Annotated in this window: 18 protein-coding genes; 13 read left to right on the top strand and 5 right to left on the bottom strand. The window is 61.8% G+C overall.

What is annotated here, in order from left to right; all coding sequences use genetic code 11:
- The first annotated feature begins 429 nt into the window (after positions 1 to 429).
- The 3 genes from FKB36_RS09780 (at position 430) to FKB36_RS09770 (ending at position 5,423) form a co-directional block, all read left to right on the top strand.
- The gene (locus FKB36_RS09780; RefSeq protein ID WP_261597875.1) at positions 430 to 3,564 is read left to right on the top strand and encodes a PEGA domain-containing protein; all 3,135 of its coding nucleotides are present in this window, start codon (positions 430 to 432) and stop codon (positions 3,562 to 3,564) included.
- A 536-nt stretch (positions 3,565 to 4,100) separates the two neighbouring features.
- The gene (locus FKB36_RS09775; RefSeq protein WP_261597874.1) at positions 4,101 to 4,613 is read left to right on the top strand and encodes a hypothetical protein; all 513 of its coding nucleotides are present in this window, start codon (positions 4,101 to 4,103) and stop codon (positions 4,611 to 4,613) included.
- Between the two features lie 96 nt (positions 4,614 to 4,709).
- The gene (locus FKB36_RS09770) at positions 4,710 to 5,423 is read left to right on the top strand and encodes a hypothetical protein (protein WP_261597873.1); all 714 of its coding nucleotides are present in this window, start codon (positions 4,710 to 4,712) and stop codon (positions 5,421 to 5,423) included.
- 7 nt (positions 5,424 to 5,430) lie between these two features.
- Here the strand turns inward: FKB36_RS09770 and FKB36_RS09765 are convergent, their stop codons facing one another.
- Entirely contained in the window at positions 5,431 to 5,676 is a 246-nt protein-coding gene (locus FKB36_RS09765; protein ID WP_261597872.1) for a DUF5671 domain-containing protein, read from the bottom strand.
- A gap of 2 nt (positions 5,677 to 5,678) precedes the next feature.
- On the bottom strand, positions 5,679 to 6,668 hold the full coding sequence (locus FKB36_RS09760; RefSeq protein WP_261597871.1) for a DUF7490 domain-containing protein: 990 nt from the start codon (positions 6,666 to 6,668) through the stop codon (positions 5,679 to 5,681).
- A gap of 483 nt (positions 6,669 to 7,151) precedes the next feature.
- Between FKB36_RS09760 and FKB36_RS09755 the strand changes: the two genes are divergently transcribed.
- Genes FKB36_RS09755 through FKB36_RS09745 form a run of 3 tightly spaced genes read left to right on the top strand, consistent with a single transcriptional unit; the run spans position 7,152 to position 10,570 of the window.
- On the top strand, positions 7,152 to 8,057 hold the full coding sequence (locus FKB36_RS09755) for an ABC transporter ATP-binding protein (protein ID WP_261597870.1): 906 nt from the start codon (positions 7,152 to 7,154) through the stop codon (positions 8,055 to 8,057).
- 4 nt (positions 8,058 to 8,061) lie between these two features.
- Positions 8,062 to 9,147 (top strand): ABC transporter permease, encoded by a 1,086-nt coding sequence (locus FKB36_RS09750; RefSeq protein ID WP_261597869.1) that lies wholly within the window; start codon positions 8,062 to 8,064, stop codon positions 9,145 to 9,147.
- Between the two features lie 4 nt (positions 9,148 to 9,151).
- Positions 9,152 to 10,570, top strand: coding sequence for a COG1470 family protein (locus FKB36_RS09745; protein ID WP_261597868.1), 1,419 nt, complete (start codon positions 9,152 to 9,154; stop codon positions 10,568 to 10,570).
- A 48-nt stretch (positions 10,571 to 10,618) separates the two neighbouring features.
- On the opposite strand, the gene FKB36_RS09740 is transcribed toward FKB36_RS09745, so the two are convergent.
- Together FKB36_RS09740 and FKB36_RS09735 are read right to left on the bottom strand one after the other, a co-directional pair.
- Complete coding sequence (locus FKB36_RS09740) at positions 10,619 to 13,411, bottom strand: PAS domain S-box protein (protein ID WP_261597867.1); 2,793 nt, start codon at positions 13,409 to 13,411, stop codon at positions 10,619 to 10,621.
- 471 nt (positions 13,412 to 13,882) lie between these two features.
- Positions 13,883 to 14,911 carry a GNAT family N-acetyltransferase gene (locus FKB36_RS09735; protein WP_261597866.1) on the bottom strand — a complete coding sequence of 343 codons (1,029 nt, stop codon included), beginning with the start codon at positions 14,909 to 14,911 and terminating at the stop codon, positions 13,883 to 13,885.
- Between the two features lie 364 nt (positions 14,912 to 15,275).
- On the opposite strand from FKB36_RS09735, the gene FKB36_RS09730 reads away from it, so the two are divergent.
- The 6 genes from FKB36_RS09730 (at position 15,276) to FKB36_RS09705 (ending at position 18,993) form a co-directional block, all read left to right on the top strand.
- On the top strand, positions 15,276 to 15,554 hold the full coding sequence (locus tag FKB36_RS09730; protein ID WP_261597865.1) for a ubiquitin-like small modifier protein 1: 279 nt from the start codon (positions 15,276 to 15,278) through the stop codon (positions 15,552 to 15,554).
- A gap of 14 nt (positions 15,555 to 15,568) precedes the next feature.
- Entirely contained in the window at positions 15,569 to 15,985 is a 417-nt protein-coding gene (locus FKB36_RS09725; RefSeq protein ID WP_261597864.1) for a molybdenum cofactor biosynthesis protein MoaE, read from the top strand.
- Positions 15,982 to 17,196 carry a YcaO-related McrA-glycine thioamidation protein gene (locus FKB36_RS09720; RefSeq protein ID WP_261597863.1) on the top strand — a complete coding sequence of 405 codons (1,215 nt, stop codon included), beginning with the start codon at positions 15,982 to 15,984 and terminating at the stop codon, positions 17,194 to 17,196. The genes FKB36_RS09725 and FKB36_RS09720 overlap by 4 nt, the downstream gene beginning before the upstream one ends.
- Positions 17,156 to 17,809, top strand: a complete 654-nt coding sequence (locus FKB36_RS09715) for a TfuA-related McrA-glycine thioamidation protein (protein WP_261597862.1) — start codon at positions 17,156 to 17,158, stop codon at positions 17,807 to 17,809. Before FKB36_RS09720 ends, FKB36_RS09715 begins: the two co-directional genes overlap by 41 nt.
- Positions 17,810 to 18,356: 547 nt before the next feature.
- Complete coding sequence (locus FKB36_RS09710; RefSeq protein ID WP_261597861.1) at positions 18,357 to 18,671, top strand: ArsR/SmtB family transcription factor; 315 nt, start codon at positions 18,357 to 18,359, stop codon at positions 18,669 to 18,671.
- Entirely contained in the window at positions 18,658 to 18,993 is a 336-nt protein-coding gene (locus tag FKB36_RS09705; RefSeq protein ID WP_261597860.1) for a hypothetical protein, read from the top strand. Before FKB36_RS09710 ends, FKB36_RS09705 begins: the two co-directional genes overlap by 14 nt.
- A gap of 186 nt (positions 18,994 to 19,179) precedes the next feature.
- Here the strand turns inward: FKB36_RS09705 and FKB36_RS09700 are convergent, their stop codons facing one another.
- A complete protein-coding gene (locus FKB36_RS09700) occupies positions 19,180 to 20,016 on the bottom strand; it encodes an alpha/beta hydrolase family protein (protein WP_261597859.1) in 837 nt (278 codons plus the stop codon).
- 140 nt (positions 20,017 to 20,156) lie between these two features.
- Between FKB36_RS09700 and rbcL the strand changes: the two genes are divergently transcribed.
- Entirely contained in the window at positions 20,157 to 21,449 is a 1,293-nt protein-coding gene (gene rbcL, locus FKB36_RS09695; protein WP_261597858.1) for a type III ribulose-bisphosphate carboxylase, read from the top strand.
- The last annotated feature ends 528 nt before the right edge of the window (positions 21,450 to 21,977 follow it).

The raw sequence follows: 21,977 nt of genomic DNA, 5'->3' as shown, positions 1-21,977 counted from the left end.
TAAGTTAGATAATAGACTTAATAAAAATTAGGGGAGGATGAAGAGATGGTAAGGTTAACGGCAGGACTTAATAAGTTCCTACTACTACTCTTAACCCTGGCACTTTTATCGTGTACGGTGAGTGCGGCAGGAGCCGGCACACTGCACGTGATTAATGCTACCGGGGTGGCGAAAGATGATACTGCAATAGTGTCATTTGTTTTGAGCAACGACTATAACCCCAAAGTGGGCTCTTTAGGGCTTAAAATCTACTATGATAGCAATGTGACAACTGCTGTGAGCGCAGAGCCTCTTACAGGCTTCCTTCTTCCAGCTGACCTTTCCAGCCCAATAACTGTTGGTGGAGCACTAACATTAACGGGTGGACTGCCAAATGGAGACCCTGCTATTGTCAACATAACTTTCAAGTCCATGAAAGATGATGGGAGTGTGACTGACATTGGGCTGCATATCGATTCGGCGCGTGACATGTCTCTCCCCCCGGCCCTGCTAACAGTCTCTGTTATCAACGGCACCTTCTCCACCAAGGATGAAGTGCTCCCGGTGATCAATATCACCACGCCGGTGACTGTCTCGCCCACGTTCAACATCGCCGGGACGATCTACGATGTCGGTGGGATGGGCACCGCGCAGGCAACCCTGAAGAACACGACCCATGCAGCGGTCACGTACGATCTCACGCTCAACGGATTGGCCCCGACCTATACCTTCAGCGAACAGGTCACCTGGCCGATTGAGGACGGCGTCACCCTGACGGTCACCGCGACCGATGACGCAGGGAACACCAACACCTCGTCACAGGTCATCAACGTCGTGGATGTCGGTTTCTCGAATCCCGAGCCGACCGGTTACATCAATGCCACCCCGGCCCAGGCCCAGGCGTTCATGTCCCAGATAGACAAGACCGAGCCCATCACGATGTACCTCGGCTCTGCGACCGACGGGCCGACACTGCTGCCCCTCGATACCACCACCGACTACGCGAAGGGCAACCTGCCCAACGATCTCGTTGACGGCGAGTACTGGGTGAACGTCAGCGGAACCGACAACTTCGGCACCGGACGGTACCTGAACTGGACCTTCACGCTCGACACTACCGCACCGGTGATCAACACCTTCACTATCACCGACAGCGACGGTGACGGCTACATCGAGGCCGGCGAGAACCTCCACCTGGCGTGGAACGTCGCCGCCGACCCGAACTTCGACCACGTCGCCCTTGTCGACACGGTGACCGGCCAGGAAGTCTGGTCCAGCAGCAGCATCTCCGGAACTGCTACAACCCTGATCCTCGATGGAAACCGCGACCTCGCGTTCCGTGCCTATGACTACGCGCGCAACTCCGACAGCCGCGGGTTCCACCTCTACTACGACTACATGATCTGGATGAACTCGACCAAGATGGGCGAGATCGCCGGCATCGACACGACCTATACCGCGATGAAGGACTTCAGCAGGACCGCGGTAAGCTCCATCACCCTCTACGGGTGCACGGTAACCCTCCCCACCCTGAACACACTGGAGAGAACGGTTACGAACGTCGGCCAGGTTACTCCTGACACCTACGTGACCGTCGATGTGAACGCAAACAGGACTCTTTCCGGCAGCGAGACCTACCGGAACGTCTGGGTCCTTGACCCCGGCGTGGCTCTTGACTTCTCGGTGGGAGTGCCGCACGCCCACAAGGCCGTCCTCGTCCTCGCGGAGGCGAACGAGTCCTACATCGCCGACCTGATCTCCGGCGGAAGCGGCGGCATGCACTCGGTCAACTACACCGAACTCATCAAGAGAACCGCCTACATCTTCATCGAGGGCGGCTGGACGAAGGTCACGGTGGCTGACGACGGCACGCTCTCGATGGACGCACAGTCCGGAACCCCCATCACCAACGCAGGCAACATCTCTGCGACCCTCCGCCACCCTGCAAACCAGGTGGACCTGCACACCGGCTACCGGCTGAGCACGCAGGGCCTGACGGCAATCACGCCCGCTTCCGGTGACTATGTGCTTGCCGCAATCGCTATGGACGGCGACCGGATGGGTCTCCTCGGCGCGATGCCGGTCATGTACCTGGAGAGCGGCGATCTGGGTTCGATCTCCAACACGACTGTGGTGCAGGGAGGAACCTTCACCGCACAGTTCACGACCCCCTGCGAGCACCTCGGCGTGATCCTGCTCCGTGACGTCACCTATAACGGCACTGCGCTCATCGATGCGGCGAAGCTCGATAAAGAGTCCCTCCACCTGAACCTTACCTACAACGGTATTCCCGCGACCCAGAAGCTCATCGGCAACGTCTACGTCAGCCCGAGCAGCGGGAAGTATGTGGTGGCGAACACAAGCCAGGCCACAGTCTCGACGTCGGGACTGGATGCCGGCACCTACCGTGTCTACATGGTTGGGCAGAGTGCGAACGGAACGATGCAGGCCTACGGTCAGCACACGCTCCAGATCACCCCCGGTGGAAGCATTACCGTCACGTCCGTCCCCGCAGGTGCGGCAATCTCCCTCGACGGAGCCGATACGGGCATGGTGACGAACGGGACCCTGAACTGCGTTCCGGCAGGGAACCATAACGTCACGGTGACGCTGGCCGGGTATGCCCCAGCCTCCTCGCAGGTGACGGTCGTTGCCGGCCAGACCGCTGCGGTTCACTTCGCTCTCACCCCGGTTGGGAGCATCAGCGTAACGTCCGTCCCCACGGGTGCGGCAATCTACCTCGACGGAACGAGCACGGGCGTTGTGACGGATGGTACCCTGAACAATGTTCCTGTCGGGAACCACACCGTCATGGTGACGCGGTCCGGGTATAACTCTGCCTCCTCGCAGGTGACGGTCGTGGCCAACCAGACCGTTGCGGTCCACTTTACCCTGAGCCCCACCGGTGGCGGTGGCGGTGGAGGCGGCGGCAGCAGCGGCAGCAGCACCAGCACCTACACCTCGACAGGCACCCTGTTGACCGGCAGTTCGGGCACCGTCCTTAAGTCCGTCATAGTCAGCGCCGACGACAACGTGGGCAGCCTGTTCGTCCCGATCGGCACGAAGGCGCTCGATGCAAATGGCAACCCGCTCACCACCATCTCCATCGATCCCATCACGGGAAGCGTGGTTCCGGCGGTCCCGACCGGAGCGGTCTTCAAGTTTGCCGGCTACGCCTACGAGGCCGGGCCTGCAGGCGCCACCTTCGAGCCGGGCATCACCCTGACGCTGACTCCCCCGGATGACTTCTGGAACTCGCTCGATCTCACCAACAACCAGCTGACGCTGATGTGGTACAACCAGGAGAGCGGTCTCTGGGAGGAAGTCCAGGCAACCATCTCGCCGGGATCGAAGACCGTGACGGCAACGGTAACGCACTTCAGCACCTACGCGCTCTTCACCGAGCCGGGGACGACGCCGGTCACCCCGACCGAGACGGCGACCACCGTCCCGACGACGACCACCACGACGCCGACTGGAGAGCCGCCCGCTGAAGGCCTGCCCATGACGACGATCGTCTTCGCTATCGTTATCATCGCCATCATCGCAGCAGCGGGATACTACTTCTTCGTAATGAAGAAGTAATTCTCCCACTCTTTTTTGGATCCCGGGACTACCGGGACGGAACTCTCAGAAACCACGTTCGGCTTACTTTTCTCCGGCTAGTGCATCCTGTCACTTTATGTTAGAAATTTTAGCGTGTGGGGGCGGGTGCTATGGTCGCACTCCAGAGCACGGTTTTCCACCGGGTATCGCCATGACTGCCCCCGCCCCGGGGCGGGGGAGGAGGCCGGAGGCCGGGCGGGATGGGGGTTACGGGTATCCCATTCGGCAGTAGAGACAGGGGAGGGGGAGACCCCCTCCCCGTCGGCCCCACCCCCGCGAGGCGATATTCCCACGGTCCACTTGCAGGGGCATGCCCGGGGTGATTCCTCATCCCGGGTCTATGCTTCCCTATTCATGCCCTATTCAACAGAACTGAAATTTCGTAGCTTCGCGTGAAGCAATCCATGGTGCAGATCGGGATATGGTCCCACACTGAAGGCAGGCCGTGAGAGATGCGAAGGGCGGGAAAGGAAATTCATAGAGTTACATGACAACGAGCACTTAGATAATCCAGGATGGCAGGAAGACACGGTAAGGGTCGGACTGGCCTGCAGCGGAACGGCATGGCGGCGCACAACGAGGATCGGACGGACGCCGGGGCGGCGGAAGGTAGGGCACCGTGGAGAGACCCCGTCATCGGCATCCTTCTCATTCTTGCCGTATCGTGCATCGTCGCCGTCGGGTTCTTCCACTGGAACAACCTGATTGACGAGACACACCTTGCTGCGTTCCCCCGAGAAGGGGCTGTTGACGCCGCTTCCGTGACGCACCTCACCGAAGCTGACTTCCGGGAGCACCCGGCGCTCGGCGCGCTGATCCTCGATGGGAAGCGTATCCTGGTCTCGAAAGGCCCCCTGTTCGATGCACTTCTCTGGGTCGACCCCCGTTCTTCGTATAGCCCGTTCGGAAAAGAACATGAAAAGTGCAGTTCGCTCCGCATAACAACAGAGGAGATGCGGCGGATTCTCGCGAAGTATGCTCTCTGCGAATGGAACGGGACCGTCTACGGCGTGGCGCAGAGTGCGTGACGGCGATGGGTCTGCCGGAGAGTTGACCGACGGCACAGAAACGATATATGGTGCTCTCTCCTCTCTTCTCTTATGTACTGTTCAGCCGGAGGTGCGATGAGACCCTTCTATCTCGTATGTATCCTCCTCCTTGCCGCGTCCTTCCCGGCTGCTGCTGCTGTCGGAGCAGAGGATGCCGGGCGATATGTCGTCCACTGGTTCAACGGCGACGGTGCGGAGGTCTACTTCGACGGCGAGTACAGGGGGACGATCGCCGAGACCGAACTTACCGTGGCTGCCGACCCCTCGGCCCCGCCCGCACGGGAGTATACCGTCTGGAGGGGAGAGCGCCTGATGTACACCGGTTTCATCGAGAAGGCCCCGGCCGCCGGGGAGACGATCGACCTCTTCCCGCAACGCTACCAGGTCGAGCAGCCCGCCCCGGGCGCGGAGGTGAGCGAGACCGGCTGGTACCTGATCTACGAGCCGGATGGGGAGGAGATTTACATCGACAACACGTTCGCGGGCGTCGTCGAAGGCGGGACCCTCCGGGTCGCGGTAAACACCACACTCCCGCCTCCGGAAGAGTTTGTCTGCAGGAATAAGGATAGAGGGACGATGTCGCGATGTCAGCTCCCGCCCCTGCCGCCGCCGGGAGGGACGGTTCACGTCTACACCCGGGTGCAGCCGGCACCTCACTTCTCCGTCTCGGTGACGCCGAACACCTCCTCCCTCCCGGCGGAGACGGTGCCCACTTCTCTCCCCGGATTCGGGGCGGCGGTGGCGGCCGCAGGACTGCTGGTTGCCGCGAGATCCCTCGAAAAGAGATGAATCCTCTTCAGTGCTCTTTTTTAAGCAGCATCCAGTGGTAGCCCCAGACGACGAGCCCCACCACGACCTGCGCCACGCTCCCGGGAAGTTCGGGATAGTACTGCGGCACCGGGTAGGGCTGGGGCGGCGGATATATGAAGACCTCGATTGCGATCGCGATGAGGTTCACGGCACCCGCGATCGCGACGATGAGCGCGATGAACGAGACGGCGTAGAGGTAAACCCTCCACGCGGTGAGACCCTCAGGCACCACGCCTACCTCCTCCGTCTCAAAAACCCGGCGCCGAAGAGCCCGGCGGCGGCGAGCGCGACGGTAAACCCGGGTGAGTACGTCGGCGTCGGCGCACCGCTGCTCTGCACCCTGAACTGGCCTACCTGTGCGGAGGACGGCTTCCCCGGGGTAGGGGCCGGTGTCGAGAGAGCGACCGGCGACGTGCTCTTCGCGGGGCTGAAGACCGCACCGTCGGCGAGGATCACCTGCGGCGGCGGTGCCAGGGTGATCCGGCCGGTGCTGGTCGCGAAGGCCGCGCCGTTCTCGACGAGCCGGATGCGGATCTCGTAATCGTAGCCGTTCGGCACCGTGATGCTCACCCTCTTCTCGCCGTCCGAACCTTCGGGGACCGTCCCGAGCGGCCGGGACTCGCGGACGGCCGTGATCCCGGTCTGGAGGTTGACCGCCCGGATCTCCATCGCGAGGTTCCCGGACGAACTGCCGCTATTCAGAATCGCGGTGATGATCTCGAGCGTGATCGGGTCGGCGTCGAGATCCGGGGTCATGACGTCGATCGCGGAGACGGTGAGGAGCGAGTAGGCCAGTCGTTGCGTAGCGACCGTCCTGTCGGGGAGGAAGACATTCACCGATCCTTTCTCCCGCATGCGCCCGTCCTGCCATACCGTCACCCAGACATCGTACCCCCGGCCGTTCTCGAGCGTGAGCGTGACCTCCTCCTTCGCCGTCTTCCCCGAGACCAGGGTGCCGATGGAGCGAACCGTCTCCTCGACGACGATATCCGTCCCGGCCTCTTTTGCAACGACCTGCAGGTCGACGCCATTCACATCCGCGTAGACCGCGTCGAGGTAGGGGACCGCAACGACCCGGGTGACGTTCGACGGCGGCTGGCCGTCCGGGATGCTGACATCGACGCTCCGGATCGTCACGTAGCCCGCCGGGGGCTGGGACGAGATGCACCCGGCCGCGAGCACCAGGAAGAGGAGCACCACGACCGCACCGAGTAACCTTCTCATGCCTATCAGGAGAACCTTCAGGCCAGGGAGAGAAAAGGTTTTTGCATTGCGGCCCGGCTCCGAGGGTCTTGAAGAAGAAGGGCGGTCGAGAGGCTGTGGATATCCGTTATCGAAGTTCCTGGCCCTGCCGATGCCCGAATACCTGCCTTTGGTAGGTTCGATTTTTTTCGTAGTTTACCATCGCCTTATCTCCCAATCCTCCCTATACTCTCTCGCCGAACACCGAAAGGGGGTACGAGCATGGCCTGTATCCTCGGGAGACGCCGCTGCAGGACTTATGATTGGTGCCGCGCGAGGGCCGATACGCAGTCCAGTGCCCGATTCACAACGCATCTTGGGACTCTGCCGGAATAATCTTGACGTCTTAGACACCGGAATCACGATCATCACCTGAAGTGTAGACGATTGTCACAGAAAACGATAATAAGAGGGTGTCGTAGTCTGCAGTAGGACGCCGCCAAAAGGCCCTGGTGGGAGTGTAAAATGATACGAACGGAGAACCTCACGAAGATATATAATGGAAAAGCGGCCGTCGACGGCCTGGACCTCGAGGTCGGGGAAGGCGATATATTCGGCTTCCTCGGCCCGAACGGAGCAGGGAAGAGCACGACGATCCTGATGCTCACCGGCATGATCGAGCCCACCGGGGGCCGGTGCCTGGTCGACGGGATCGAGGTCGCGAAAGACCCGCTGAAGGTGAAGGAGATCATCGGCTACCTCCCCGAAGACGTCGGGTTCTACGGGAACATGACCGGCGAGCAGAACCTGGACTACTTCGCCCGGTTCTACGGGATGGACGCGAGGAAGCGGAAGGAGCGGATCGCCGAACTGCTCGAACTTGTCCACCTCGACGGTGTCACCCAGAAGGCCGGAGAGTACTCCCGTGGGATGAAACAGCGGCTCGGGCTCGCCCAGGCGCTGATCAACGACCCAAAAGTGCTCTTCCTCGACGAGCCGACGGCAAACCTCGACCCCGAGGGCGTCAGGGAGTACCGCGAACTCGTCACGCACCTTGCAGACGAAGGAAAGACGGTCTTCGTCTCCTCGCACATCCTCTCCGAGGTCAGGGAGGTCTGCCGGACTGTGGGGCTGCTCGCAAAAGGAAGACTGATGGCGCAGGGGACGCTCGAAGAGGTCGCCCGGGCGCTCGCGTCCCCCGACGGGGATATGGTCCGGATCGTCGTCGAGACCCGGGAGCATCTGCCTGCAATCGACGATCCCGCGATCATCTCCGTCGAAGGGAACGGAAACCGTGCGGTTGTCCGGGCGAAGGCCGATATCCGGGACCGGCTTGCCGCATCCCTCTTCGATCAGGGGCTGCACGTCCGGGAGATGCGTCTTGAGGAGCCCGAGATCGAGGACGTCTTCATGGCGGCCTACCGGAGGTGAGACGATGGCACTCGATCGATTGCTCAACGTAGCAAGAAAAGAGTTCTCCGACCACATCACCAGCAGGCGCTTTGTCATCATTCTCGGCCTGCTCCTCGTGATATCGACGATCAGCATCTACGACGGTATCGAGAACTATAACAACAGCCTGGAGGCGTATACCGAGCAACTCCGGCAGATGGAGGAGTTCGATGACCCGTACAGGAACTGGATGCCACAGAAACCCACGATCATGTACGTCTTCATCTCCATGATGAGTTACATGACGATGCTCGGCGGCATCCTTGCCATCGCCATCGGGTTCGACCTGGTCTCAAAAGAGAAGGAGACCCGATCGCTGAAGTCGCTCCTCTCCCACCCGGTCTACCGCGACGAGATCATCAATGGCAAGGCACTCGGGGGCATCGGTGCGCTCGGGTTCGCCATGGCGCTCGCCCTTGCCATCGCCGTCGCCATGCTCCTCCTCTTCTCGGTCGTCCCGACACTGGAGGAGTTTGCCGCCATCCTGATCTTCGGGGCGGTAACGCTTGGGTTCCTGCTCGCCTACTTCGCCGTCGCGCTCACGATGTCGACGGTCGCAAAAGAGAGCGGAAACGCGCTGATCTACACCCTCGTCATATTCTTCGCTGTCTCCTCGCTCCTTCCCATGTTCGGGGCGATGGCCGCAGGCGCTTTTGCAGGCGACCCGCCCGAGATGGGCCCCATGCCCAAAGAAGTCGTGCGGGTCGCGAGCAGCAATGGGTATTCCACTACCACCGTTGCGCAGAGTGTGGTATACGGCGGAACCGAAGACCCGGAGTGGAAGGCATACGAAGAGGAGATGAAGACCTATATCGAGAAACGGAGGCTCATCAGCGACGTCTCGAACCTCCTCTCGCCGCAGATGAACTACTACACCGTCGCGATAGCGGTGACGAACCCACAGCTTTCCTCGATGATCGCGTCGCCTTACGACACGGCGACGGAAGAGACGGCCGGCCTTGCCGGTGCTCTCGGCCGGGTCTGGATGAACATCGCCGCGCTCATCGTCTTCCCGTCGGCCTTCTTCGCAGCGACCTATGTGAAGTTCATGCGGATGGATATCAGGTGAGACAATGATCGACAGAAAAATCCTCGTAATCCTCCTTATCGCGGCGCTGGCAGTCCCGGGAGCGACCGCCGCACAGGGCGGGACGATGCAGACGGAGATCCGGTGCGACTTCCCCGGCGAGATGATCGAAGCCGGCGACACCGCTGTCTTCGATCTTGCGGTCACGAACCGCGGCGATACCGGGACGTGTCTCCTCAACTACTGGACGTTCCGCGGGACCGACAACTGGAAGATCCGGTTCGAGGCCGACGACCGCGAGGTATATCGGATGCTGATCCCGGCCGGCGAGACGAAGACCGTCCGCCTGGTGGCCGAGACATCCGGCCATGCCGCCGTGGGGGAGTATCCCATCCGGGTGGGCATCGGCGAAGGCACGATCTGGGTCTACGTCAAGGTCACGAAGACGCACAGCGGCGAAGCGGGAACGCTTGAAGCCACCGTGGTGGACAAGGAAGGTAACGTGGTGAAGGGCGCCGATGTTGGTCTCTATGACCGTGACACCAGGATCGAGGGGATGCTCGCGACCGCCGAGGGCAAGGTCTCCATCGGCGCCCCGATGGGCACCTACACCGTAAAGGTCACCCGGCCCGGGTACCGGCCATGGGAGAAGAAGAACGTCGAGATCCGGATCGGCCAGACGGTCGACCTCGGGATCGTGCCGCTCGAAAAAGAGAACTTCTTTGCCGAGGTTCAGGTGAAGTCCCCGTCCCGGGTCTCGGCGATTGGCGCCAGCCCGCAGTATGAGATGACCCTGAAGAACGCCGGCAGAAACGACGATACCTATACCCTTGCCGTCCAGGGCCTCCCCGAACAGTGGTACGCCCGGTTCAAGGAGAGCAGCGGCGCTACCGAAGAGGTCTCGGAGATCTACGTCCCGTCCGGTGAGGAGAAGACCCTCTACCTCGATCTCATCCCGCCCTACTCGGTGAACGTCGGCGAGTACAACTTCACGGCGGTGATCGGGTCCTCTGCCCGGGAGTACGAGGAGAACCTGACGCTCCGGCTCCGTGGCTCGTATGATCTGCGGACCTACGCGAAGAGTTACCGTCACGAGATCAACCGCGGCGACACGCTTACGTTCGACATGACAGTTACGAATGCCGGCGTTGGGGGAGCGCTGACGAACATCGGGATCAATATGAGCGCACCGGAAGGGTGGCGGGTGACCGTCGACCCGGCGTCGGTCGCGAGCCTTGAGGCCGGCGAACGGGCGACGGTGCAGGTGACGGTTATCCCGCCCGCCGATATCGTTGCCGGTGAATACAAGGTCATCGCGCTGGCCAAATGCGACCAGGACGAAGAGGAGGACGAGTACCGGATCGTGGTGAAGGAACAGTCCTACGTCGCGGTGCTCGGCCTTCTGGTGATGGCCGGGGTTGGCGCAGGGCTCTGGTACATGTTCAGGAAGTACGGGCGGCGGTAAGATCACACCGCTGCTTATTTTTTCCCGCGGCCGGCGGCTTCCATTCGCTTAAAACCGGACATTGCCCTTGGATACCGCCATCTCGAACCGCGCCCCCTTCCCGGGTTCGCCCGTCTCCCGGATGACAATCCCGGTGATCGAGAGAACCTCTTTCACCAGGAAGAGCCCGAGTCCTGTGTGGTTCCCAAAACCCCGATCAAATATCCGCTCCTTGTTCTCTTTTGGGACGCCGACGCCGTTATCCTCCCAGACGATCCGGGCCCCGCCGCCGTCCGGCACGGCCGTGACACGGATCTCGGTCACGGTCTTCCCGTGCCGGACGGTGTTCTCCAGAAGGTTGAAGAAGACGGACGAGAGGAGTGGGTCGGCATAGACGGAGAGCCCGTTGAGGTCGGTGGAGATCCGGATACCGCTCGGTCGAAGGGCTTTTGAGGCACCGGCGATTAGTGGTTCGACGGGGAACCATTGGGGAGCCCGGACGCCGAGATCCTGATAGTCCCGCGTGAATTCGATCTGCGACTTTATTATCTCGGCGGCGATCTGCTGCTTATCGAGGGCGGCGGCGACGGCCGGATCGAGCGGCCGGTCCCGGAGGAGAGCGATATGACCGAGCACCACTGTGATCTGGTTCAGGATGTCGTGCCGCACGATACTGTTCATCAGGGTAAGTTTCTTATTTGCCTGGATGAGCGCCGCCTCGGTCTGTTTCCAGGCATCGATGTCATGGACTGCGTAGTCGATTGCGACCGGACGCCCGTCATTTCCGTAGACCGGGATCGTGCAGACTTCAATCCAGACGTAACGCCCATCTTTCTGGCGAACCCGGAAGGCATAGGGCTGGTGGGCGCATGCACCCCGTTCGTCACACAGGGCAGAGAATATCTTCCGGTCGTCGAAATGGATCAGCTGCCTGATGAAATCCTGTTCATCCTGGAACACCTCCCGGGCGTACCCGGTCAGGTTCTCGCACGAGGGGCTGATATACTCGATCGTCTGCAGATCTGTCGTAGTACGGATGTAGCAGTCGTGCGACCGCTCCACGAGGCTCCTGAACCGCTCCTCGCTCTCGCGTAGTCGCTCCTGGGCGCGAATCCGGGAGAAAAGATCGGAAAAGAGGTTGCCGACGATCTCAAGCAGCGTGACGTCCTCTTCCGACCATACCCGCGCCTTGTGGGTGGTCTCGAACCCGATGACCCCGTGGAACACATCAACGGTTGCTATCGGCATGAGGGCGATCGACCGGACCCCGTGCTTCTGGAGGAACTCACGCTCCGCCGTCGCCTCTTCGGGGAGTTCAGCCATATCGGAGATGCAGATCGGTCTCCTGCTCTCGAGTTGCGCCATTCCCCAGGAGACCACATTGGTGGGGAGATTCTGCAGCACGTCTATCTGTGGTTCTATCCCCTCCGCACACCACTCGTGGGTGTTCTCAGCGCGGGTGAGGTCGGCTGAGAAGCGGAAGATATAACTCCGGTCGAGATCGAGGAACGACCCGAGCACCCGGAGCGTCTCCTCGAGAGCATCTTCGAGATCTGCCGGATCGAGGCCGATGAACCGCGTGGAGATTGACCTCACTATCTGCTCGGATTCCATCCGGTGCTGGATCTGCGCCTCCATCCGCTTCGACTCGGTGATATCGCGCAATGACTCGATCGCCCCGGAGAGTCGCCCCTGTGCATCGTAGAGCGGCGACGCTCTTGCCCAGAGGCAGATCTCCTCCCCCGTGCGGGGTGAAGTGATACGAACCTCCCGGGTGACACTCTCGCCGCCCCCCCGGGAGAGGACGGTCTCCGCCACCAGCGGGGACTGGAGTCCGGGCACCGCCCTGCAGACGGTTTCCAATCCCGCCCCGACGATACGGCTTTTCATGAGCCCGGTCATCTCCTCGATTGCCTGGTTCCAGATGATTATCTTTCCTTCGCGGTCGAGCACGAACGTCGGATCGGGGAGAAAATCTATGATGCCCCGCAGGTTTGCCTGGTAATCCTCCATCTCGCGGCACTGCGCTTCGAGCGTCTCCTGACCCGCTTTCGCCTCCTCGAACGCCGCGGTCATCTCCTCGTGCGCTGCGTTCAGGTCTTCCTCGAACCGTTTCCGGTCGGTGACATCGATCATCGACGCAACAGAGCGATCCGTTCCCGGGATGATGCCGATCGTCAGGTGCATATCTCTCCGTCTGCCCTGTCGGTCGACCATCTGAAACTCGTACGTCCCCGGCACCGAGTCAGATTTCGCCCGCCGCTGCCGGTGGTAGTCCGCCAGCCGTTTCAGGTCGTGTGGGGCGACGAAGGTCGTCCAGGAGATCTTCCCTTCCACTTCTTCTCGTGAGTAGCCGGAGAGGCGGGCGGCCTCGCTGTTTATGAGGGAGATTGTCATGTCGCCCTCGATGATGAGGGTGGCGGAACCGGTATGTTCGAAGACACTCCGGTACAGATCTCTGGCCCGCTGCATCTCCTCCTCAGCCCATCTCCCCCGGACTGCCTGGAGGATCATGTTCCGGAGTTCGGCAAACTGGGCAGAAGGGTTGCCGCCTTTCTGGAGGTAGAAGTCCGCCCCGCTATTGAGCGCCTCGATGATGATCTCCTCGCGGCCGCGGCCGGAGAAGATGATGAACGGTATAATAAGGCCTCTGCCGCGGATCTCCTTTAAGAGCGTGATGCCGTCCATCTCCGGCATCTCGTAGTCGGAAACGATGGCGTCGTATGGGGCTTTCGAGAGCATATCGAGAGCCTGTAGTGACGATGTCGTCGTCTCGACCCGCATCTCCCCGGACTGCGTCAGGTAGATCCGATTCAGCTCGAGAAGCACCGGTTCATCGTCGACCACAAGAATACGATACATGCACCACCCCTTTATGAAGTGAAGGATAATATAATTCTTAAGCATTGTGATTCGGTATTGATACTGGCATTTCCGGAAAGAAAAGGAAATTTTTTGATCTCCGGGCGATGCCATGTATCCGGAGGCTCTCTACATTATCCGAATACGGCACCGGTACCCCGAAGATCGGTACCAGGCCTCGCATCCTCATCCGGGGATGGCATGGCTTCCGTACGGATGTATACGGATCTCTTCCTTGAACTCTACGGCTGACGAGTTCCTCTGCAACCGATCGCGGGCGGCGCACGAAGGCGGGAGGCAGACGAACTTCGCCTGCCGTCAATCGTCTATGGTTATCCAGAAAGTGTCTGCAACGCTATCCCGCCGCAGACTTCCCGGCAATCTTTCAGATGCGCGGGTACGGATGCTACCGGCGGCGAGTTCGTCCAGCATAAGGCCGGGAATAGACGGATCGACGATAGGCACGGCCCGTCATTCGATGTAGGAGAGGACTTTGCGTTTCATCGGACCCTTGCTCGCAATGGTGCTGTAGGCCCATCGGGCAACCCTGCCGAGGATGTCCTCCTGGCTCACCTCTAAGAAGAGGGTGAGGGAGGGGTTGAACTTGGACTTGAAGAGGTTCAGGTTCTCGTTGTTCGCGCCGACGTTCTCCATGTGGCGGTATCCCGCCTCCTTTGCCCGTTGGAGAAGCAGCCACTGCAGGAACTCGTTGCCGGGCATCGCGGTCATCTTCGGGGCTCCCATCCAGAGGGTGAAGGCCTTGTACTCCTGGGTCGCCTGGACGCCCGTTACGGCATCTTCATCGTCGTAGAGGTAGTAGAGCCCGAGTTCGGTGGGATATGCCCGGAAGAGCTCCTCGAAGTAGGCGCGGCTGATCATGGGGATGTTCATCTCGGGGTCGCTGAACCGCTCCGCGACCGTGGAGTAGAAGATCGATATGTCGGTGCTCTTCTCGATGCGGTAGCCGTTCTTCTCGACCTTTCGCAGTTTGGTCCGGAGGTTGGAGGAGAAACTGTTCCAGATCTCTTCGAGCGGCGGATCGAGGGCGATCAGATAGGTGAAATGGAGCCGGGTCTGGTACCCATCCCTGAGAAACCGTCGGACATCGATGAAACCCGGGACCTGGGTTATGGAGAGGTAGTTCGGGGCCAGGGCCGCAAACTCGCCCTCCAGGCTGTCACCGACCAGTTTGAGCAGTGATTCCTTCTTGCTCTGCTTGGCGGTGTCGTAACGGCTGCCCATGACGAACCCGAGGTACGGCACCACCGACTGGAGCGGTGGCGGGGAGAGGAGGATGTTGATCCCGTGTGACTGTCTCTGGAAGAGCGGCATGACGGCGATCAGCTCGTTGCCCTTGAAGACCCCGTAGGGGAGAAATCGAAAGCCGGTATGCTTCTGCGTTATCCTCATGAAGTCCCACTTGTGGAAGAGGCGGCCGGTGGCACTTTCGTCTATGAATGTGTCCCAGGCGCTTCCATCATCGATAAGCCCTATCGTCATGCTCTCACTCCCTGCTCCGGTTCGCCTGCAGGGTCTTCCGGACTATCCCTCCCCAACGATATATACGTTTCCCGGGATGGGAGTGGCTCGCGGTGGATACCGGGTTTCCCCACGTGACCGGCGGGAGAGATCCCGGGCCGGGAGGAATTTTCGTGGAATCACAACGTTCAAATTGCCGGGGATACCACATCAATTGCGTATTCAACTGCGGAAGCGGACGTTTGCCTCTCCCGGCTCATCCCGGCAAACGAGGCGATCAAGTATATCGCCGGCACTGGCGGGCCGCCACGACGACGACCCTCCCGGTCGAGCGGCAGGAAGGCTGTAGCGTGTGCGGGATCGATCGGTGAGGCAAGGAGGAGAGATGCAGGTTCGGGTCAGGGCTTTTGCCCGGTTGCGGGAGGCGATCGGGGGCGATCTCATGCTGGAGGTTCCCGCCGGAGCGACGGTGAGCATGCTGCTCGCAGCGGTCGGGGAGACCTCTGAGCAGGCAGAGGAGGCGCTCTTTGAGGAGAACGGCGAACTCCGGGGATACGTGATACTGATGCACAACGGCAGGCGCGTGCGGCATGCGGAGACCACGACGCTCACGCTCGCCGACGGGGACGAGGTCGCGCTCTTCCCGCCGGTGGCGGGGGGATGACGGAGGAGAATGGAATGATCAGCATAACGCGAGACGATTTTGATGTGAACGAGGTGATTGGCCGGGTGAGAAGGCCCGATATGGGGGCTCTCGTCACCTTTCTCGGCGTTGTCCGGGACGACGGCGGAATCGACGTGATGGAACTCGAGGCCTATGAGGAGGTCGCGGTGAGGGAGATGGAGGCGATCCGGGATGAGGCGTTTGAACGGTTCCCTATCATGGCCGTTGAGATCATCCACCGGATAGGCAGGCTCCGGGTCGGGGAGAACATCCTCCTCATCGTCGTCGGTGCCGGCCACCGGAAAGAGGCATTTGACGCCTGCGAGCACATCCTTGAACGGATCAAGGAGAGCGTGCCGATCTGGAAGAAGGAGATCGGAGAGGGGGGCGAGCGCTGGGTGCCGGGCGAGTCGCACGGGGGCGACGCGTGATCCGGCTGCAGTCGTGCCGGAAGGCCTACGCGAAGGAGACCCAGCGGACGGTCCCGCCTGAGGAGACGCTTGCCCGTGCCCGGGCACGGCTTCCGGTGGCGGGGATCACCAGGGTCGCCGATATCACGAACCTCGACCGGATCGGGATCCCGGTCTTCTCGAGCATCCGACCGACCGCCGGGGCGGGAGCGATATCGGTCTACAACGGGAAAGGCGCCACCCCTATCGAGGCGGAGGTCTCCGCCGTGATGGAGGGGATCGAGCGCTACTCGGGCGAGATGGACGGCCGGGAGACGGTCGTCGGGCGGTATAGCGAGGTCTCGGCCGGGAGAGCCGCCATCGACCCCGCTGACCTGATCCTCCCCGAGCGGGTTCCGGCCGATATAGCCGTCCCCTGGGTCGAGGGCTACGATATCGTCGGGGAGGAGGAGGTGCTCGTCCCCGCCCACGCGGTCTACCACCCTCTCCCGGTGACCTGCGGGCGCCTCTTTCGGACCAACACCAACGGGCTTGCGTCTGGAAACACCATTGAGGAGGCGACCTTCCACGCCCTGATGGAGGTGGTCGAGCGCGACGCCTGGTCGCTCGTGGAGGTGACCCGGAACACCGGCCCCCGGATCGAGGGGATCGAGGACGGGCTCGCCGCCGACCTGCTCGGGAAGTTCGGGGCTGCCGGCGTCGAGGTGACGCTCAAGGAGATCACGAGCGATATCGGGATCCCCACGGTGGCCGCGGTCGCCGACGACGTCGTCCTCAGGGACCCGACGCTTCTCACGATCGGGATGGGGTCGCACACCTCGGCCTCCATCGCGGTTCTGCGGGCGTTGACAGAGGTCGCCCAGAGCAGGCTGACCCAGATCCACGGCGCGAGAGAGGATACCGATACGGCGGACGTCAGAAAGAGGATCGGCTACGAGCGGACGAAGCGGCTGAACCGGCACTGGTTCGCGGAGAGCGAGACTGTCCGGTTCCCGGAGATGCCGTCGTTTGACAGCGACGACTTCCTCACCGACATCCAGCACGTCGTCGACCGGCTTGGTGCTGCCGGGCTCTCCCGGGTGGTCGTGGTCGACCTCACCCGGCCGGAGATCGGTATCCCTGTCGTCCGGGTTATCGTGCCGGGGCTCGAGATGTACGCGATGGACCAGGACCGGATGGGCAGGAGGTGCCGTGACGCACGAAGTCGTCGTCTTCCTCGGTCCCAGCTGTGACCGCGAGACTGCCCGGGCAATCCTCGACGCCAATTACCGCCCGCCGGCAAAACGGGGCGACGTCCTGGAGGCCGCACGCGCCGGGGCCCGGATCATCGGGCTCATCGACGGTGTCTTCTTCCAGGACTGTGCCGTAGCCCACCGGGAGGTCCTCGCCGCCCTCCGGGCCGGGGTGCGGGTCGTCGGTGCTTCGAGCATGGGAGCGCTCCGGGCCGCGGAACTCGACAGCCTCGGGATGGAAGGGGTCGGGGAGATCTACCTGGCCTACCGTGAGGGGAGGCTCGTCGCCGACGACGAGGTGGCGCTCCTCTTTGACCCCGAGACGTTCGTGCCGCTCTCCGAACCGCTCGTGAACATCCGGGCGACCCTGCAGGAGGCGCTCGCGTCCGGGGTGATCGGTGCCGACGCGGCAGGGGCGCTCCTCGAGGCCGCCCGGGGGCTCTACTTCCCCGACCGGACTTACGATGCGGTCGTCGAGTCGGCGGAAGGGAAGGCTGACCCGGATGAACTCGCCCGGTTCGCGGCATTTGCCGGGGAGCATGCCGTCGACCAGAAACGCGAGGACGCGCTGCTCGCGCTCGAATACATCAGGGATCTCCCCGGGAAGCATTGAACCGCGCGGTTCAACGATCCTACCGTGGCCGCCGTAGCAATATATCGCCGTCCGGGCCGACTTCCTGTACGTCGGTGCGGAACCATTCCCACCGCAGGGGCAATGCGTTGATCGGGCCGGAAGCGGTTCTTCCCGGCAGCCGCCGTGCTTCCGGCATGTGCCGCGGGCCGGAGAAGATCCACGGCCGAAACCACACAAGCATGTACTGTGATTGCCCTGAATGCACCGGATCCTGGCGATGCCCACGCAGATGCCATCGAACAATGGTCGGATCCGATGCCGGCGGGGAGAACGTGCGATGTGGCTCTCCTACACCCACCTATCCTGATCCACCGGACGATTCCGGGGGGCACGTCCCTCCGGAAGTTCTCCCCGACCGCTACCGGTTCCACGTATCTACTGCACGAAGGGCCGCCTTAGCGCGATCGGCCGACGAACCTCCGCGGAGCACCTTCAGGGCGCACTTCTCCCGGTCGATCTCCTTTCTCGTGCGGGGCTTCGTATGGTAAGATCGATATGTGTAAAAAATAGTTAACACCTGTTGACATTGTCTTTCAGCACTCTCCCCGAACTGGCGCGGCTGCTCTCCCTGTTCGGGAACGAGCAGCGGCTTGCGGTACTCGGGGCGATCGCGGTCGAAGAGAAGTATGCCCGCGAGATTGCCGAAGAGCTCGGCATATCGCGGCCGCTGGCTGCCATTTATCTCCGGCAGCTCGAGAAACTCGGTCTCGCGGAGGCGGTCAGCCGGACATCGGACGAGCCGCCGTACCTCCGGAGGTACTATCGGGCGGTGCCTTTTGAGGTGGTGCTGAACCTGGATGTCATTACATCGCTACAGAGGTCAAAGGATGAAACAGGATAGGTGGAAACTCTACCTGAAGGCACTATGGGGCGCCGTTGTTGCGTTGCTCGTGATCAGCGGCCTTATTGCCGGCTTGCTCGGCGGTTCGAACTCCTTGAATGCCGTGCTCGCCGGATCCTTCATAGTTATTGTAAATCTCGGCGTCCTGACGCTGCTCTTCATCATCGCCGTAAGGATCAAGGAGTGGATCGAGAGGCAGGTGGCGAATGTCGCCGAACAGAAGGATGCCGGCGCGGAACTCCAGATGCTGCGGCAGTCGCTGGAGCGGATCGAGGCGAAGGTGGACAGGATCGAGAAGGTTCTCGACGGGATCTCCGAGTGAGCGCCAAAAAATGGTTGGGTACAGGTAGGACGTGCAGTAACACGCTACGGACTATGAAAGACGAGGCGCAGGCAGGGTTCCATCGCGCATGATGCCTGGCCATGTATTAGTAAGAATCAAGTATGTTATAATGTTTACCTTTTATGACAAAAGAATGTATTTGTAGCAATAATCCTTTCTTTCCCGCTACCGGGAACCGTCCAGCGAGAGCCGATCAGCCAGCCATGCGATGCGGTCGCGGCGGGCCGCTTCGTTCAGAGAATGGCCCGCGTCGTACCATTTGAGCGACTTTGGATCGCCCGCCTGCTCGAAGAACTCCCGGGCCTGCTCCTCCGTGAAGAACTCGTCGCGAAGAGCGGCCTGGAAGAAGAGCGGGGTGGGTGCGGCACGGCCGATCCAGACGGCAGGGTCGAGTTCCGCGAGCGTCCGGCGGTAATGCTCGAATTCCTCGCCCTGCAGGTCGGGCAGGTTCACGGCGGCAACGTCGACAAACCTCCCGGTGCCCGCCATCAGGACCGCGGCCTTCACCCTCCGATCGACGCCGGCGAGCACCGCCCCGAAAAGCGCCCCGACACTGTGGCCCACGAACCCGATCCGGTCCGGATCGACGGTTGGCTGCGCTACGAGGAGATCTATCCCCCGGCGAAGGTCGATCACCGTCCGGGTATACTCCCTCACGGCCTCCTCGGGATCCGTGACTGCCTGACCCCAGGCTGCTGCCGTATCGGCGGCCCAGGGGGCGTCGACGAGCAGGGAGGCCGCACCCATCCCGGCAAGGGCCACGGCCTCGGCGAGGAACGTGGCGCGGGAACCAAGTCCCGGGTGGAGGAAGAGAATGGCAGCGGAGCGTTTCGGCCGGTCAACTTCTGCCGGGGCCACCAGGTAGGCCCGAACCCCCCGTTCCGGTGCAGTCCGGTAGGTCAGGTCGCTGACCGAGACGCCGGTGCCGGCAATCTCGATCGCGGGAGGTCTTTCTGCATCGTAATCGAAAATCGGGCGCAAATTATCGGCAGTTCGTTCCATAAGACTCCTTCTGCTCTCCTCTCGACCCGCCGGCGGATAAACCTGGCGCCTGCGGGGAGAAAGTGATTCCGGCATTCTATACCCTGTTCAGAATGGAAGGTTTTTCTACCCGCGAGTTCCTTCCTTCAAGAGGTGATTTGATGGCAATTGACTGGTACGAAGAGTTTGTTGACCTGAACCACACCCCCGGTGCGGACGAACTCGTAGCCCTCTACTACTTCGAGCCTGCGGAGGGGATCAGCAGGGAGGAGGCGGTCGGGAGGATCGCGTCGGAGAGTTCGACCGGAACCTGGACGACGCTCTTCACCCTGCCGCCCCGGATGCGTGACCTCCAGGCGAAGGCGTTCGAGATCGAGGGGAACTACGTGAAGATCGCATACCCGCTCGCCCTCTGGGAGGAGGGGAACGCACCCCAGCTCCTGAGCGGGATCGCCGGGAACATCTTCGGGATGAAGGCACTCGACCGTCTCCGGCTGATCGACGCCTCGCTCCCTGCCGAATACCTCCGGCACTTCAAGGGGCCGCACTTCGGCATGGAGGGGATCCGGGATATGATGAATGTCCGCGGCCGGCCGCTCACGGGCGCGGTCCCAAAGCCGAAGGTGGGTTTCACCGCGGAGGAGCACGCTGAGGTCAGCTACGAGACCTGGATGGGTGGATTCGACTTCGTCAAGGACGACGAGAACCTGACGTCCCAGCCGTTCAACCGGTTCGAGGACCGCGTCCGCGCGATGGCGAAGATGCGGGATAAGGCCGAGAAGGAGACCGGCGACGTGAAGTCCGCGTTCATCAACATCACGGCCGAGACGGAGGTCATGAAGCAGCGGGCAAAGATGCTCGCTGACTACGGCTGGAACTACGCGATGATCGATGTCGTGGTCACCGGGACGGCGGCCGTCGCGACTCTCCGGGACTACTGCTCCGATCTCGGGCTTGCCATCCACGCCCACCGGGCGATGCACGCGGCCTTCGATCGGGACGAGAAGCACGGGGTCACGATGCAGTTCCTGGCGAAGATGATGCGCCTTGTCGGTGTCTCGCAGATCCATACCGGAACCGCTGTGGGGAAGCTGGTCGGTACCCGGGCGGAAGCCACGGTGCTTGCGGACGTGCTCCGGGAGAAGCGCACGAACGCCGTCGACCAGATGGCCCTCGACCAGGACTGGGGCAGTATCAAGAGCGCGTTCCCGGTCTCCTCAGGCGGGCTCCACCCCGGCCTCGTGCCGGACGTGCTCGATATCTACGGCACCGAACTCGTCCTCCTGGTGAGCGGCGGCATCCACGGCCACCCGAAGGGCACGCGGGCGGGCGCAGAGGCCGTGATGCAGGCGATCGAGGCCTGGAAAAACGGCGAGACACTCGACGAGAAGGCGAAGAAGGCCACGGCACTCCGGGAGGCGCTGGAGAAGTGGGGGTATCATAAGCCGAAGTGAGGAAGGGTTTGGAATTCCAGCTCGGAATATTGAATGCCGACCTATCCGTGTTCGTATGGTGATCTCGCACCACTTGATCATGATGAACTGCATGGCTCTGGTGTTGAGACAGGGGAGGGGGATGCTCCCCCCTCCCCGTCAGCCCCTCCCCGCGTGGCGATACTCCCGCGGTCCACTGCACGGGGACAACTTAGGAGAAACCAGGTTTGGGTTCTCCTGCAACCCATTCCAACCACTGCTTTTGCCGGTGTGACTTGAAGCAATGCTGCATGGGGCGTCATTGTTCTGAAACTCGGGTTGTAGGATTGTAGCTCGCACCCTCCGCCAGTCGAGATCGCATGCGCGGATTCCGTGGGGATATCGCCACGCACTGCCCCCGCCCCTGGGGGCGGGGGAGGAGGCCGCCGGGTGGGGTGGGGGTTACATGGTTATTTATGAGATAGAGGCGGGGGAGGGAGTGTGCCCTCTTCAAAGCCTAACGGCTTCTCGTGCTCCGTTCCTGTCGGAAGATCGCACTCGCACCTATCG

This window comes from Methanoculleus formosensis (genome assembly GCF_025384765.1).
GTDB classification, from domain to species: Archaea; Halobacteriota; Methanomicrobia; order Methanomicrobiales; family Methanoculleaceae; genus Methanoculleus; species Methanoculleus formosensis.
This window is presented reverse-complemented; position numbering and strand designations above follow the sequence as displayed.